The sequence below is a fragment of the Candidatus Nitrosopumilus sp. bin_32a genome, assembly GCF_054095935.1.
Window position 1 is genome coordinate 133172 of sequence record NZ_JBSWSN010000003.1, and the last position, 15579, is coordinate 148750.

Here is a 15579-nt window from a genome sequence, read left to right on the forward strand (position 1 = left end):
CTTAAATTAATTATATTAGTATAAATTGACTAAATTTGTTCGACGCCTGCAAAGAATAGGAAGTAGCATACTAGTTTCATTACCTAAAGAATGGGTTGACACAAATAATCTGGATAAAGGTAGTCAGGTAGAAATAGAGACAGGTCAAGACAGTATTTCAATTTCTGCTAATAAAGAAACTCGACCAACAAAAGAACTTGTCATTTCTTATCCATTACCTAAAGAAGAGAATATTGTTGCAAACATTACAGGTGCATATCTTTTAGGGTATGATGTTATTGTAATTAATTCAAAATCTATTATCCCAGGTAAAGATAGAGAGGAAATTCGTAATTCGATGAGACGATTAGTTGGAATGGAAATAATTGAAGAAGACGCATCTCATATCAATATGCAGTTTCTTTTAGATGCAACAACACTTAATCCTTCAAAAATTCTCAAACGAATGAGTTCTATTGCACTTGGAATGTATGATGATGTATCTAATGGATTAATTTCAGATGATAAATCCAATCTTCAAACATTATCAAAACGTGATGTTGAAGTAAATAGACAATATTTCTTACTTGTCCGTTTAATTCGTAGTACATTAGTTGACAAAAGACTATCTAATGCATTTAATTTAGAAAATATTGATGTACTTGATTATAGAGTTGCAGCAAATGTTCTTGAAAATGCAGGAGATTCTATTGTAGAACTTTCAGATTTTATTTTTAATTTTTCATTATCAAAAGAATTTTCTAAAAAAATTTATGATGTTGTAAAAGATTTTAATAAACTTGCTGAAAAATCTATTGATGCTTTTACAAAACCTGATAGACTTTTAGCTATCGAAGCAATTTCCATGCATAAACAATATGAAAAAAAACTCAGTTTACTTAGAACAACATTGGGTAATAAAAAACAAATTCCATTGGATTTTCTTGATCTAGTATACATGTTTGAAAGAATTGCACAATCTTGGGCTGATGTTGCAGATCTTGTACAGCCTATCTATAATGAATAACTAGTATAGTTTTTTCTTTGCAGCATATGTTAAAACCGCACATATTGTTTTTGAATCTTGAATTTTGCCAGTTTTTATCATTGATAGAAGTTTTCTGAAATCCATTTTTACTACCGATAATATTTCATCTTCATCTAATTTTAAATCCGATATTTTTTTCAATCCTGAGGCTAAAAAGCAATGAATTATCTCTGCATTATAGCCAATTGATGGATAATAGGTAATAAGATGAGTCATTTTTTTTGCTCTATATCCTGTTTCTTCCTCTAATTCTCTGAATGCACATTTTATTGGCTTTTCTTTTTTTTCTAATGTTCCAGCAGGAATTTCTAAAACATAGCCATGTGGAAATCTATGCTGTTTAACAAGAATCACTTTTTTGTTTTCATCAAAGGCAAGCATAGCTGATGCTCCTCTGTGTTTGATAACTTCTCGTTTAACTTTCCTACCTTCTATTTTACCATCATAAACACTAAGACCTAGAATTTTACCTTCATAGATTTTTCTTTCTTTCATGTGATATGTGAAAAATTATTCTTATTTAATTTGTTTGATAGGTTAAATGTAATTTGGGTGATTTTTTGAAATCTATTATTGCTTTTTCTATCCAATTTAAATAAAATAAAATTTTTTTTGGAATGAATAAATCAGCCGATTTTATATTTTTAATATTTCTGACTTTTTGTGCTAATTCATCCATTTTGAAAATATTGTCACTGTACATAAATAACACAATTTGATTTTTTGCTATAAAAGGAATTTGTAAATACGATTTAGAAAATGAATTATTCAAACTTTCCAATGTTTCTTTAAGATCTCCTTTTATCCAAGTAAGTATGGCATGTGGAATAAAATTTTCAATTTTTCTAGGATCGTAAACTAGTGTAAATTGTATACCCTCATTTTCATGAAATTTTTCTATACATCTTGTAATTGTCTTTGTTGACATTTTTGTATTCTTGGCAATTCGTTCTATTTTTTGTCTAGGATCTTTAATTAATTCTTCTAGAATTTCTAAATCTGTTTTTGTAAGATTTGAATTAAATCCAGGGTTTTCTGCTTCAAAAATTGATAAAACTCTGACATCTTTCATTAGTTTTTTTGCAAGTTCTATTTTTTGATTGATATTTTCTTTTATAGAAATTCCACAAACTGTTATTCCACCAATACAAGGTACCACAAAATATGGTTCGCCCACAAGACTTGCTTGCTCTAAAATTTCTGAAATATTTTCTCCTGATACAACAAAATACAATACTCCATAGCCTAACACTGGAGGTTCAACTTTAATGAAAAATTCTTCAATTATATTTTTTTCAAGCATTTTTCGAATTCTGGCTCTAACGGCTCCGCCTGATATTCCCAATTCTATACCTATTTGTCGGTCAGATTCTCTACAATTATTCAATAATCTGCTCAGAATTTTGATATCTAAATTGTCCATTATATCACCTATGATGACTCCATAATCTACAGAAATAACTAATATCATATAAAATTGTCTATACTGTTAGCACTATGTATCATATACATTAAATATTAGACTATTTTATTTATTTTGTGGATTATAGGGTAAAACTTGCAAAAAGAATGCTATTCAATCAAAAAGGAAGTTTGGTTGGTGCTGTCTTAGCAGTAACAATTGGAATTTTAGTAATTCATGTAAATTTTGTAATTTTTCAGGGTTTGTTTGATGCTATTGTTAGGGACATTAGTGATTATAACACTGGAGATGTTATTGTAACTGATGAATTTGATTTTATTGATAAATCTGATCAATCTTTAATTCGATGGTTTGAGCGAATCCCAGTTGTAAAAGCCGCAACACCGCGGCTTTCTACCACTTCAGAAATGAACATGACTAAAAATGGAAAGCTGATTCAAGAAACTAGAATTTCGTTGGTTGGTGTTGATCCATTTAATGATATTAGAGCATCTACAGTTCATGAAACTGTTACAGAAGGAAGTTATGTTTTTTCAAGAAACTCTATGGTATTAGGTTCTAATGTGGCACGAGATCTTGGAGGAGCTCAAGTTGGTGATAGTGTTAAAGTTTTAGTGGTTGATAGATGGGGCGAAGATCAAATTAGACGATTTACAGTTGTTGGAATTGCAAATTCACCTGGAGGTCAAGGCTTTGACTATTCAGGAGTTATTCACATTGATACTTTACGGGATATGATGAGTAGACATGGAGATACTGGTTCATTTATGGTAAAACTTTATGATCACTCTAAAGCTTTTGAAGTTAAAGAATTCTTTTTACGTTCATTTCCAAATGAAGACTTTATTGCAGAAACAACAGAAGAAGCATCAGAAGCACAACTACAAGGTTTTAGATCTGGTATTGCAATGATTAACATGATTGGATATTTTGGAATGATGGCCTCTGCATTTGCAATTGTCACAATACAAATGATGTTAGTAAATGGAAAAACAAGACAAATTGGTGTCATGAGATCAATTGGAGCTAAAAGAAAAGATATTCTAATAATTTTTATTTTTCAAGGAATGATTATTGGAGCTATTGGTGCTGGTGTAGGTACTGCAGCAGGATTAGGTTATACTGTATATGCAAAGGAAACTAAAATGTCATTTAATGGAAGTCTTCCTTTAGAAGTAACTTACAACTGGGAAAAAATTATTCAAACTGCTTTAATGTCATTTATTTTGGCAATAATAGCATCTCTATATCCGTCGTATAGAGCTACAAAATTACTACCTGTGGAGGCTATGAGAACTGTCTAGTGTACTTGAAATTAATAATATGAGTAAAATTTATGGTGAATCTGATAACAAAGTAAAAGCTCTTGATAGTGTTTCATTTTCAATTAAACAAGGAGAATTTGTTTTAATTGTTGGTAGCTCCGGATCTGGTAAATCAACATTACTGAACATGATTGGATTATTAGATCATCCTACAAAAGGTAAAATTTCTATTGATGGAATTGACACCACTACACTCAATGATGATAAAATTTCTTCATTTAGAAATAAAAAACTAGGATTTATCTTCCAATTTTCAAATTTACTTACTGATCTCTCAGTTTTAGAAAATGTTTTGTTACCTTTACAAATTGCAGGCAATAATACTGGTGAGAAAGATGCAATGGATTTACTAACTGCAGTTGGACTTGAAGATCAAATGTACAAACGTGCAAATAAAATTTCAGGTGGGCAAGCTCAAAGAGTAGCAATTGCAAGAGGTTTGATCAATAAGCCTTCAATTGTTTTAGCAGACGAACCTACTGGTAATCTTGATTCTATAACTTCAGCAACTATAGTTCAACTAATGAAATCTATGGCAAAAAAACTCAATCAAACATTCATTATTGTCACACACGATAGAGAACACTTTGGTGACGTTGATAGAGTAATTACAATTAAAGATGGTAAAGCATTTGAAGGTGATTTGCCATCAGAAATGGAGATTATAGCATAATGAATTCTAAAATCATTTTATCATTATTTGTGATTGGATTGTTGCCAATTATTTTTGATAATTCTTATGCACAAATTACTTCAGGAGGATTTGGCCAGTCTCCGTTTGAAAGAGATTTCGGTGATGTGAAATTTTTAGATGCATATTTTGGTACTTTAAATGATAAAATTGAAGTTGAAGCAGGAGATAGTAACGTTCCATTTACAGTAGTATTTGCAAATGTAGGAACTCAAGATATTACAGGAATTCGAGGTCAGTTATCTTTGCCATTTGGTTTTTCACCTTCTGATGGCCCAGGCTCAATAATACATGCAAACAGTGATTCAAATTCATCAGCAGGAGAGAATTTCAGCCTAACATTTTTTGTAAATCTTGACAAAAATACACAAATTCAACAATATCCTGGAACTGTGAAAGTTGATTATTCACGATTAAGAGAATCTGGCGTTCGAACTGCATTTGCTAATTTTGATTTTAAAGTGACAGGAGATAGTGTGATTAATGTCAAAGCTATGGATCCTTTTCTCACATCTTTACGAACTAATGATGTAATTATTGAGATTTCAAATGATGGCACTGCTGCAATTTCTGGTGTAGATATCTCTGCAACTAATACACAAACAGAACGTGCATCAACATCATCTTCAACTACTAATATTGAAAACGTTGTAATCTTAGAATCAAGCTGGGATATTGGAAATATATCTCCTAAATCTGCAAGATATCTAACTGCAACTGTATATGTTCCTGAATCATTGAAAGGTGATACATTAAGAATTCCTTTGTTAATTTCATACTATAATGCACATGGAGATTTACATGAAGTTTCAAAAATTGTTGATTTTTACATTAAAGGGTTGATTGATTTAACAATTTTTAATGTCGATGTAATTGAATTGTCTGGTACTCAAATGGTAATTGGTGAAATAATTAACGAAGGTAATGAAGATGGGTTATTTGGTTTTGTTTCTATTGAATCTAAAGGGAATTCCAACATTAAATCAACAACTCAATTCATTGACGAAATTGAAATAGATGCACCTGTACCATTTAATCTTCCAATTGAATTTGATGGTGAAACACAATACGGTGAACATGATATTACCATAACTGTTAGATACAAAGATAGTACACGAGATGAGATATTTCTAAATCATGATGCAACAATTACTGTAAAGGCACCATCAAATGAAAATGAAAATTCTACTGATCCAACGTTGATAATTATTCCAATTATTTTGATAATAGGAGCTGCATTTTATATAATTCGTAGGCGTAAAAAAGCAACAATTGAGGCTAGTTGAAGACATAATTTTAAATCTAAAACGAAGAATTAAGGAATAATAAATTGAGATTAACAATTATCATTTTGATTGTAGTTTTATCTATTGGAAGTATAGTAATTTCATTAGGTTTTCTAATTTCTCAAGAATACATTGATGTTCCTGAAATTACTAATCAATATGAACAATTAGAATCCTACAAAAATGAATTAGAAAAAATTAATCAACAAAATCAAAAAATCCTAAATGATCTTGAATATGAAATTAAAAATTCAGATGATATTCATATAGATCAAATTAATGACGAGATTGAAGTAATAAAACGTGTAATTGAAGAAAACAAAGCAGAATTAGAACAAGTAATTACAAAATTGTCTCAAATGGAATCTAATCCATAGTAAAACTAATTTCCATTTTTGGGAAATTTACACCATAATTATATTTCATCTTAAGAAGATAATATTGAGTATGGCAAAGGGCATTTTTCTCTTTCTAGCAGGTAGCATTGTAGGCTTTATCACAACACCGTTACTATAATATCTAAAAATTTTTCTAAATTCATATAGTTATTTGCAATGAAATTTTTATTGGAAATACATCAAAAATTAACAATTTTAGGAGTAATTTTGTTAGTTGTAACTTTTTTAATTAATTATTATCACCAAGAAACTCATCCTGGTGTTGGATTTAACTATGCATATGTTACTGGAATTTCAATGTTAGTAGCATTTTCAATTAGTTTTGTAATGTTTACAAAAAATCAATTAAAATAATCATATTTTTATGTGTAATAGACGGTGTAAGGTCTTTTATAAGAAAAGCCTTCATCCTATCTATTTGAATTAAATTAATTTTGTTTGAATAAAAAATCCACGTAGAAATTATCAGTGAGATCTAAATACTGTTTTTCAACAATCTTACTAGTCGTCACCAAACAACAAATCGTTTTTGGTCTTAGACTGTTAATTTTTTGACCGTAAGATTATAAGCAATTACTGGATCTTGCGAATATGCCTGGCGATGAAATTGAAGTACCAAAAGAATTACGAGAATTCATGCTAGAAGAAGCTGAAGAAACAATTCTTGGACAAAAAAATGGTGCAGACAAACAATATCGTTATGGAAATTTGCATATCAGAGAATACGGTGATAAATTTTTAGTTCATAATGATAAAATTGATCCGCGTAAAGATCCAATGGGACATTTAGTTTATGATGCTCCTGAGGTTTTAATTGGTTTGGCATGTGCAATTTTTGGTGGTTCACAAATAACAAGAAAAATTATAAATAATAATTCTAAAAAACTAACAGTAACATCTGGATTAGTCTCTTCAATAATTTCTGGATATCTTGGATATTTAGCTACTAAGAAAATTAAAAATTATTTGGAGTAAATTATGTCTACTGTTAGAACCATTGAAGTACTCTTTAAACTCCTTCCATCTATTTTTGCATTACGTAAAGATAGAAAAAAATGGATTAATCAAGAAAAAAACCAAATTGATTCAGAACAGTTTAGAAAAAATGCACAAAAAATACTCAACACTTTCATTTCTTTAGGTCCTGTATACATAAAATTAGGACAATGGCTTTCTTCTCGAGCAGATATTTTACCTCAACCTTATTTGGAAGAGCTTTCAAAACTTCAAGACAGTGTTCCATCTGCCCCTTTTGATCAAGTAAAACCAATAATTGAAAAAGATCTTGGACCTATTGATGAAAAATTTGATGAGATTAATCCTAATCCAATATCTGGTGCTTCATTAGGTCAAGTTTATCGTGGAACAATTTCTGGTCAGCAGATTGTTGTCAAAGTCAAACGACCCGGAATTGAAAAAGTTGTAGCAAAAGATCTCCAAGTTCTCAAAAGAGTTCTTCCTTTAGCATTAAGATTTGTTGATCCAAATTTACGTTATTCTGCAAAAGCCATGCTTTCTCAATTTATTGAAACAATTCATGAAGAAATGAATTACAAAAACGAATCTGCGAATCTTAAGAGAATCAAAGAGGATATGGCCAACTCACCTAATGTCGTTGTGCCATCTGTCTATGATGATTATTCATCAAAAAATGTCCTTACTATGGAGTATCTGCCAGGAATTAAAGTCACCAATGTTCAAGCTTTAGATGAAAAAGGAATTGATAGAGAGCAGCTTGTAATTGATGTTCATAAGTTATTTTTTACAATGCTTCTCAAACATTCTGTTTTTCATGCAGATCCACACCCTGGAAATATTTCAGTAACTGATGATGGAAAACTCATTTTGTATGATTATGGCATGGTAGGACGGATAAACAATGAAACACGATTTAAACTAATCAGACTATATCTAGCACTAGTTGAAAAAAATCCTCCCAGAGTAGTTAATGCCATGATTGATCTTTCAATGTTAACTCCTGGTTACAATAGAGAGGTAATTGAAAAAGGAATTGAACTCTCAATTCGTGCAATGCATGGAAATAAACCTGATGAAATGGAAGTTCAAAGTTTAATGGAGCTTGCAAACCAAACGATGAGCAAATTCCCCTTTGTATTACCTAAGAATTTAGCTTTGTATATGAGAATGGCATCAATCATTGAAGGAATTTACAAAACCCATGATGTAGATTTTAAATTCGTCAAAGTTTTAAAAAATATTTTACAAGAAGAAAATCTTATTCCTCTTGCATATGTTGAAGAATTAAAGATTTCATTCAATAATTTTTCAAAATCAATTGACACAGCACTTAGATTAGGACCTGAGATGAAAAAACTCATGGATGAAGCTCAGATTTTTATGAAAAAAAGACAACCTGTAGTTTTACTCAGTGGAAGTATATTTGCATCTGCAATTTTAATTAGTTCGGCATTTGTGTATCAAACAAATGAATCACTTGGATTAGTTGGAATAATTGCTTCTGGTTTGATAATGATGATTTCAGGATTTTTTAGAAAATATTAAATTATTCTATTGTAATATCTTTTCCTTTTTTTATAACAGGTATAATTAATGTAAGAATACCATTTTCATATTTTGCAGATTCAATTTTTTCCTCACCTTGCTTAATTTCAATAGGCAGTCTAATTTTTTTATCAATTACATTTGGTCTTTGGTTTGATATTAAAAATTCAGATTTTTTTTCATCAATTGTTTTTTTTGCATTAATAGATAGAATATCTCCACATAAAGATAATTCAATTTCTTTTTTTGTAAATCCAGGAATGTCGATTATAATTTTTAGATTTTCATCATTGAGATACATGTCGACTGGTGGTAAAACAAATTCATAGAATTCTCTTGATTTATTTCCAATCTCTTTGATTACTTCTTTCACAAGTCCCATTTTGTGTTATGTGCTCAATTTTTGGTTATAAACTTTGATAGATTTTTAATCAATTAATTTCTCAGTTTTGATAACTTATGATTATTGTAATTGAAGGTGGAGATCAGGCAGGTAAGTTAACCCAATCCACTCTATTGGAAAAAGCTCTCAAAAAACAAAAGATCAAAACAAAATTATTTCATTTTCCTGACTATGAAACACCAATTGGTAAAGAAATTAGAAAATATTTGGATGGAAAGCGAAAATTTCCTCCACAAGTGATTCATTGTCTTTTAGCAGCAAACAGATGGGAAAAACTTGATGCAATTTTAGCAGCTGAGGAGAGAAATTCTATTTTAATCATGAATAGATATTATCATTCTAATCTGGTTTATGGATTGGCAAATGGTTTAAAACAAAAATGGCTTGAAAGTCTTGATGAAGGTCTTCCAAAGGCTGATCTTGTTATTTTACTTGATGTTACACAAAAAGAATCATTTTCAAGAACACCAAAAAACAAAATTGGTGGAAAGGTAATGAAAAGAGACAAGTTTGAAAAAAATAAAGAATTTTCTATAAAGATTTCTAATCTTTACAGATCTGCTGCCAAGAAAAAAGGATGGAAAATAATTGATGCTACCAAATCTAGAACTGAAGTTCATGAAGAAATTTTAAAAATATTTTCAAAGAAATTAGGATTATGAAAAAAAATTATCTAGATATTATTGATCCAATTCATGATTTTATTCGTGTCTATGATTATGAACTTCCAATAATTGACAATCCACTTTTTCAAAGATTACGACGGATAAAACAGCTATCTGGTGCACATCTGACATATCCTTCGGCTCAACATAGTAGATTTGAACATTCTCTAGGAGTTATGCATATTTCTAGTCAAGCTGGTTTTGCATTAAACGAAAAAGGACTTTTAAATTCTGATGATGTTCAAATTTTACGTATTGCAGGGTTGTTACATGATATTGGTCACGGACCTTTTTCTCATTTATTTGAAGAAATCATACAAGAAAAAAAAATTTCACATGAAGATTATGGAAAAAAAATTATTTTAAATTCTGAAATTGGTGATATATTATCTAAAACTGGATTTGATAAAAAACTAATTACTAATATTGCATTTGGAGAATCAAAATTTCAATATCTTAATGAAATTGTTTCAGGTGCTTTGAGTGCAGATATGATGGATTATTTGTTAAGAGATGGCTATTTTACGGGAGCTGAACATGCAAAAATTGATCATAAAAGAATTACACAATCTCTTGACATTCATAAAAATAAACTTGCTTTGGAGCGTTCAGCACTTTATTCTTTTGAATCTATGATGCATTCTAGATATCAGATGTTCAAAGCGGTATATTTTCATAAAACTGTACGTGCTGCAGAAGTTATGCTCATTGAAGCGTTAAAATTATCTGATGATGAGTTTGGTTTTACATCTTTTAATCTAAACGAATTCATCAAATTAACTGATGAGTATGTTCTATCAACTTTGATTTCATCAAAATCTTCCAAACTGAAACGTGCAAGGCAATTTGCAGAGGATTACCAAAATAGAAAATTGTTAAAATGTGTATTTGAAAGAATTCTTACCAATCAAACAAATTTGAAAAAAACTAGAACAAATGAACTTAGAATCGAAATTTCCAAAAAATCTAAAGTTGATGAAAATGAAATTTTTGTAGATAGTTCTGTTACCCCATCTATCCCTCTTGCTCCATCAAAAAATGAGTCAAAATCAATCATTCTGATAACTCATGAGGGTACAAAATCATCTGCAAAAGAGATGCCGATTTCTGAAATACCTGTGGTTTCAGCCATTTCTGGCTTTATGAATATACTTAGAATTTACACTCATCAAAAGAACAGAAAAAAAGTTGAAATTGCCGCAAAATCAATACTTGGTGATCTGAAATGAAAAAACGAATTGTAATTAAATTATCTGGACGAGTTTTTGGTATGGATAATGTCAAAGTTCTAAAAGATTATGCTGCATTTTTAGTAAAAATTAGTAAATTTTGTCAACCTATTGTAATTGCTGGTGGAGGCAATATTGCACGGCATTACATTTCTCATGCAAGATCTTCAGGAGCTGATGAATCTACTCTTGATGAACTAGGAATTGAAATATCTAGACTTAATGCAAAATTACTCATTTATGCTTTAAAAAATAAAGCATATTCACATCCACCAACCACTTTACAAGAAGTAAAACATGCAGTAGATGATGGATTAATTGTTGTGGCGGGAGGTCTTCATCCTGGTCAAAGTACTAATGGTACTGCAGCATTGATCGCAGAAAAAATTCAAGCTGAACAGTTTCTTAATGCTACTGATGTTGATGGAGTTTATGATATGGATCCTAACAAATTCAAAAAAGCAAAAAAATTCAAACAAATAGAATTGAAAAATTTGAGAAACATGTTAGTTCATGAAGATTCTATCGCAGGTGGCTATGATTTGATGGATATTGTTGCTCTAAAAATCATTGAGCGTTCAAAAATCAAAACAAGAATTCTAAAAGCAGACCCAAAAATTATTGAAAAGGCAATCAAAGGTGGAAACGTTGGCACCGAAATCATTCTTTCTTAAAAATAATCAATCAGAAGAATTGTTTTGAATTGTAGGTCGTGTCTGAGACCAAATTTGAATGTCATTTTTTGGATATTCGGGAATTCCAGTATCTCGTAGTTTCTTGTAAATTGATAATGCTTCTTCTTTCTCCACAGCCTTGGATTGAGCCTTGGTAAATCCATCTTTATCTACTATTACGGCAACATGACCATCTTCAGAATTAATTACCGCAGTAAATTCTTCTTCTCCAACAGGATAAAATTTTCCATCAATCTTTTTCGTTGTTAAAGTTAACATGCCAAATCCAGCAACTTCAAATATTTTCATTTGTGATTTACTTGCTCTTTGCTTTCCTTGTTGTACTGCTTGAAAATATTGCACAATTTTTCCTTCCTACAATGGTATAATAACTATCTCAACATTTAAGATGTCAAGAGGTAATGAAAAAACTATGAATCCTAAAATCTTTGTTGGAATAGCAATTGCTACACTTGCCATAATTTTAGGTGGAATTCTTTTAACAGGACCTACAGTTGTTATACCTTCTCAGGGGGATACTCAAGGTACCTCAGAAGCTAGACCACTTCAAATTGAATTAGAAGATCTATCTGTTGAAAGAGTTTCAGAAAGAACAGCTACAATCAATATTGCATTTAAAATCTCTAATCCTAATTCACGTGCAGTAATTGTTCAAACTATGGATTATCAATTATTTGAAACAAATTACTCTGACTCTGAACAAATTTCTGGTGGTGAAATTGGAAGTAGACCTACAGGAATGGTAGAATTTGGATCAAATTACTATACTCTTCTTGGTGAAAATTCAATAATTCTAAAGGAAACTATTGAACTGAAGGGTTCTGAAAATACTTCTGAGTTATGGGCAATTCTTCGAGATGACAATCCATCTTGGCGAGTTTCTGGTACTGTCTTTTACAATCTAAGTTCAATGACTAGTGGTCAAGAAAACACACTTAATTTTGAATTTACAAAATAAACTTGATAGTATCACAATTTCTTTAAATTATGATAGTATGTTTTTAGATGGAAAATATTGGCAAAGTTATAAAAGTCCGTTTCATTGTTTTTTATCAAATGGCAGAAGCAGGTATGGCCGCATTTGGCGCAGCAGCAGGAGTTGCAATTGCACTCGCAGTAGTGTGTTTCGCTCTACGTGGTAAAGGACATCCAGAACCACTCGATTAAACAAAGGAATTTTTCCTTTACAATATTTTTCTAATCTTTCACTAATCTTTCTTGCCAAATCCTAACATCTCTGCTAGGTCTAATTGTTTAGCATTTTTCTTTTTCATGAAACATCTTTCATAATACTGGCATTCGGAGCACTCAATTGATGGCTCTAAAATTGGAGTTTTTTGCTCTTTTAGAAGATCATTTAGAACTCGAACTCTTCGAATAATTTCCTCAAACATCTTTTTATTTCGTGAAATTGAAAATGACGTCTCTTTTTTATCTCCAGTTATGTATACAATCATTCCATCTGATTTATCATAAATCCACATACATGCATTAAGATAGAGAACATCGTTTGCTCGAGGATTTTCTAATTCATTTGTTGCTCCTCTGAATAAGAGGATGGAATCATCAACAAGCATATCAACTTGACCTTTTAGTTTGATTTCATCAATTGCAAATTCTTTTGGGTCACTACCATATTGTAATTTTCTGAGTAATCCTGAGAGAAGTTCATTGAATCCTTTTCTCTGAACTTCTTGAGGATCAATTCTATCATAATATGAGCGTCTTAAACATTGTACAACTTCATGTAGGTGTATAGTCTGAATATCCGCTGAATCAATATCGATTTCTAATTCTTTTCCAATTGAATCCAGTGCATTCTCAACAATGCTTCGAAAATCTCTATCTCCCATCATGATAGATTATTTCATTATTATGATCACTTATAGTTTAGCTCAAAATCTGAGTCAAAAATTTTGAAATTTTGGCTGAAAATGCTAAAATAACAAAATGCATGGCAAATCCTAGAATTGCACCTACGGCAAGATTCCCTGTTCCAAAATATATTCCTAAAAATATCACTAATGGGGGTATTGAAAAAATCATTGCTAAAAATGTACTAACCCAAATAGTGTTAATTAACGTCTCTGTAGAAATATTTTGTTTTTTCTTTGGGAATTTAATCATTTCAAAAACTATTCTTTTACAATTAGTTTTGACATTGTAATATCAGTAGCAATTTTTTGCTCAACTGCATAAGCAATTGCTGCTAAATTCCTTACTTCAAAAGATGTTAATTTTGTAATTCCAATGATTGTAGCAAAACTGAACATTTTGGTAAATGATCTTGCTGATGAATTATAAATTGCCATCTCAAATGATCTTTCAAACTGAGCTACAGCATCTAATTCGTTTTCAACATCTGGAATTAAATTCTTATATTTTGTGTTTGATAATTCAGCAAATGCATCTCTAATTGTTGCAGATGCCATCATTCTTTGAAGTAATTCTTTAGGAACTGATGGAGTTTGTGAAACAATCAAATCTTCAATTTGCGAATCGTCTAATCCCCAGAATTTTCCTCTGATAACACTAAGTAGATTGTAAAAATCAACATCCATTCCAACCAATTTTATCACTTCTCTATCTCTAGTGTTTTTCAAAGCACGTCCTAATTGTTGATACAAAATTTTATCAAAATATGTATCAAAAACTTGAAGATTTTTTGTTTCGTTATACAGAGAAGCTGCTTTTGAAATTTCATCACCAAATTGAACTGAATTTAGACTGGCAACTGTTTCTTCCAAATCTTTTGAAACTAATGCTTTGATTATCGTATCCCTTTGTTTGATTAGTTCTTCTGCACGAAGATTAATGTGAGTCTCAATTTCTTCTTGGGATTTTCCCAAAACTTTACCTTTGAGAATTTGTTTTAAGTTTGAAATAATAAATTTCATATAATATGCATCCAAAATATCTGAATCCCCTGCAGTCTTTGCAATTGAATAATGAACTCCTGCTAAATGACCTCTTAAACCAGATTCAATACTCTGAGAAGTATATGGTTTTTGGACATTAGAAATTGCATCCCCATAAATTGTATTTTTGATCCGAGTCATTAATTCTTCAAGATCTCTTGATTCTGCCAAAGTCTGCAAATCAGCCTTTTTTAGTAATTTTCCCCTTTGGCTGTATGATTTTACAGATGCATAGACATTCTTACCCATTAAAAAAACGTGATGGGTAACAGATTTTAATGTTTGTCGATATTATTGTCCATCTGGAATGATTTTATTTAGAAAATTCAGTGCCTCGTCTTTTTCTTGTTTGGAAAATTTCAAAAATACATCTAAAATCTCTTTTTGGATAATTAATGATTCATCTGGAATTTGGCTTAATTTTGAAAGATTAAATGGCAATAATTTATCGATTTTATTCTCACAAAATGCTTTTACATATTTCTTAAATATTGAATGAGTAAAATTTTGACTAGATTCCAATAGACTAGTAAGAATTTCTTTGAATTCTTTTTCATCAGAATCCGCCATAGAAAAAAATTCTTTCATGAGTTTTTCTTTATTTTTAACTTCAGTAATTGATAATGCAACCAAGATTCCTTTTTTTGTCAAGTGATAATATGGAATTCCTATTTCTTGAAGCGCTTTTGGTCCTCTTTTCAACGGTAATCTACCATCCTCTTCAGCAATTCCTAGAGGAAGTAAGATTTCATCTAGATCTCGAAATATCCCTGAATAGATATTCTTCCATGCAATGTCTGCTTTTTTTGCAATTCTTTGAGATATTCCGGTTCTTGTTCTTTCTGCAGGATTTGCATTACTTCCAAGTATGGCAATGATCGCTCTTTGTCTATTTGCTTCTCCAGTAAGTTCATCTCCTTTTGTCTTAAATGTATCAAAAATTGCTAATTTCGTACTGGATTTGATTTTCATTTACTCACCTTTGTCATAATATTC

General features: G+C 30.5%; 20 protein-coding genes. 12 read left to right on the top strand and 8 right to left on the bottom strand.

What is annotated here, in order from left to right; all coding sequences use genetic code 11:
- Positions 1-25: 25 nt before the first annotated feature.
- Positions 26-1006: a PhoU domain-containing protein gene (locus ACW9XH_RS03505; RefSeq protein ID WP_457759253.1), complete on the top strand. Its 981-nt coding sequence runs from the start codon at positions 26-28 to the stop codon at positions 1004-1006.
- Here ACW9XH_RS03505 and ACW9XH_RS03510 read toward each other — a convergent pair whose 3' ends face one another.
- Together ACW9XH_RS03510 and ACW9XH_RS03515 are read right to left on the bottom strand one after the other, a co-directional pair.
- Complete coding sequence (locus ACW9XH_RS03510; RefSeq protein ID WP_457759254.1) at positions 1007-1522, bottom strand: NUDIX hydrolase; 516 nt, start codon at positions 1520-1522, stop codon at positions 1007-1009.
- 25 nt (positions 1523-1547) lie between these two features.
- On the bottom strand, positions 1548-2450 hold the full coding sequence (locus ACW9XH_RS03515) for an AsnC family transcriptional regulator (RefSeq protein WP_457759255.1): 903 nt from the start codon (positions 2448-2450) through the stop codon (positions 1548-1550).
- A 146-nt stretch (positions 2451-2596) separates the two neighbouring features.
- Between ACW9XH_RS03515 and ACW9XH_RS03520 the strand changes: the two genes are divergently transcribed.
- From ACW9XH_RS03520 to ACW9XH_RS03550, 7 genes are all read left to right on the top strand, one after another.
- Positions 2597-3754: an ABC transporter permease gene (locus ACW9XH_RS03520; protein ID WP_457759310.1), complete on the top strand. Its 1158-nt coding sequence runs from the start codon at positions 2597-2599 to the stop codon at positions 3752-3754.
- 19 nt (positions 3755-3773) lie between these two features.
- Complete coding sequence (locus ACW9XH_RS03525) at positions 3774-4448, top strand: ABC transporter ATP-binding protein (protein ID WP_457759256.1); 675 nt, start codon at positions 3774-3776, stop codon at positions 4446-4448.
- A complete protein-coding gene (locus tag ACW9XH_RS03530) occupies positions 4448-5752 on the top strand; it encodes a COG1361 S-layer family protein (RefSeq protein ID WP_457759257.1) in 1305 nt (434 codons plus the stop codon). Before ACW9XH_RS03525 ends, ACW9XH_RS03530 begins: the two co-directional genes overlap by 1 nt.
- Before the next feature lie 44 nt (positions 5753-5796).
- Positions 5797-6129: a hypothetical protein gene (locus ACW9XH_RS03535; protein WP_457759258.1), complete on the top strand. Its 333-nt coding sequence runs from the start codon at positions 5797-5799 to the stop codon at positions 6127-6129.
- Between the two features lie 189 nt (positions 6130-6318).
- Positions 6319-6504, top strand: coding sequence for a hypothetical protein (locus ACW9XH_RS03540; RefSeq protein WP_457759259.1), 186 nt, complete (start codon positions 6319-6321; stop codon positions 6502-6504).
- Between the two features lie 237 nt (positions 6505-6741).
- Positions 6742-7125 carry a hypothetical protein gene (locus ACW9XH_RS03545; RefSeq protein WP_457759260.1) on the top strand — a complete coding sequence of 128 codons (384 nt, stop codon included), beginning with the start codon at positions 6742-6744 and terminating at the stop codon, positions 7123-7125.
- Positions 7126-7128: 3 nt separating this feature from the next.
- Positions 7129-8673, top strand: coding sequence for an ABC1 kinase family protein (locus tag ACW9XH_RS03550; protein WP_457759261.1), 1545 nt, complete (start codon positions 7129-7131; stop codon positions 8671-8673).
- A gap of 1 nt (position 8674) precedes the next feature.
- Here ACW9XH_RS03550 and hsp14 read toward each other — a convergent pair whose 3' ends face one another.
- Positions 8675-9055, bottom strand: coding sequence for an archaeal heat shock protein Hsp14 (gene hsp14 / locus ACW9XH_RS03555; RefSeq protein ID WP_457759262.1), 381 nt, complete (start codon positions 9053-9055; stop codon positions 8675-8677).
- 77 nt (positions 9056-9132) lie between these two features.
- Here hsp14 and tmk point away from each other — a divergent pair, with 77 nt between their 5' ends.
- Genes tmk through pyrH form a run of 3 tightly spaced genes read left to right on the top strand, consistent with a single transcriptional unit; the run spans position 9133 to position 11644 of the window.
- On the top strand, positions 9133-9738 hold the full coding sequence (gene tmk, locus ACW9XH_RS03560; protein ID WP_457759263.1) for a dTMP kinase: 606 nt from the start codon (positions 9133-9135) through the stop codon (positions 9736-9738).
- Positions 9735-10970, top strand: a complete 1236-nt coding sequence (locus ACW9XH_RS03565; protein ID WP_457759264.1) for an HD domain-containing protein — start codon at positions 9735-9737, stop codon at positions 10968-10970. The genes tmk and ACW9XH_RS03565 overlap by 4 nt, the downstream gene beginning before the upstream one ends.
- Positions 10967-11644, top strand: coding sequence for a UMP kinase (pyrH, locus tag ACW9XH_RS03570; protein ID WP_457759265.1), 678 nt, complete (start codon positions 10967-10969; stop codon positions 11642-11644). The genes ACW9XH_RS03565 and pyrH overlap by 4 nt, the downstream gene beginning before the upstream one ends.
- Before the next feature lie 6 nt (positions 11645-11650).
- Here pyrH and ACW9XH_RS03575 read toward each other — a convergent pair whose 3' ends face one another.
- Positions 11651-12007: a hypothetical protein gene (locus ACW9XH_RS03575; RefSeq protein WP_457759266.1), complete on the bottom strand. Its 357-nt coding sequence runs from the start codon at positions 12005-12007 to the stop codon at positions 11651-11653.
- Between the two features lie 70 nt (positions 12008-12077).
- Here ACW9XH_RS03575 and ACW9XH_RS03580 point away from each other — a divergent pair, with 70 nt between their 5' ends.
- Positions 12078-12623: a hypothetical protein gene (locus ACW9XH_RS03580; protein ID WP_457759267.1), complete on the top strand. Its 546-nt coding sequence runs from the start codon at positions 12078-12080 to the stop codon at positions 12621-12623.
- A 250-nt stretch (positions 12624-12873) separates the two neighbouring features.
- Here ACW9XH_RS03580 and ACW9XH_RS03585 read toward each other — a convergent pair whose 3' ends face one another.
- Genes ACW9XH_RS03585 through ACW9XH_RS03600 form a run of 4 tightly spaced genes read right to left on the bottom strand, consistent with a single transcriptional unit; the run spans position 12874 to position 15555 of the window.
- On the bottom strand, positions 12874-13521 hold the full coding sequence (locus tag ACW9XH_RS03585; RefSeq protein WP_457759268.1) for a hypothetical protein: 648 nt from the start codon (positions 13519-13521) through the stop codon (positions 12874-12876).
- Between the two features lie 34 nt (positions 13522-13555).
- Positions 13556-13792, bottom strand: coding sequence for a hypothetical protein (locus tag ACW9XH_RS03590; RefSeq protein ID WP_457759269.1), 237 nt, complete (start codon positions 13790-13792; stop codon positions 13556-13558).
- An 8-nt stretch (positions 13793-13800) separates the two neighbouring features.
- A complete protein-coding gene (locus ACW9XH_RS03595) occupies positions 13801-14832 on the bottom strand; it encodes a V0D/AC39 family V-type ATPase subunit (protein WP_457759270.1) in 1032 nt (343 codons plus the stop codon).
- Positions 14833-14874: 42 nt separating this feature from the next.
- Entirely contained in the window at positions 14875-15555 is a 681-nt protein-coding gene (locus ACW9XH_RS03600; protein ID WP_457759271.1) for a hypothetical protein, read from the bottom strand.
- Between the last annotated feature and the right edge of the window lie 24 nt (positions 15556-15579).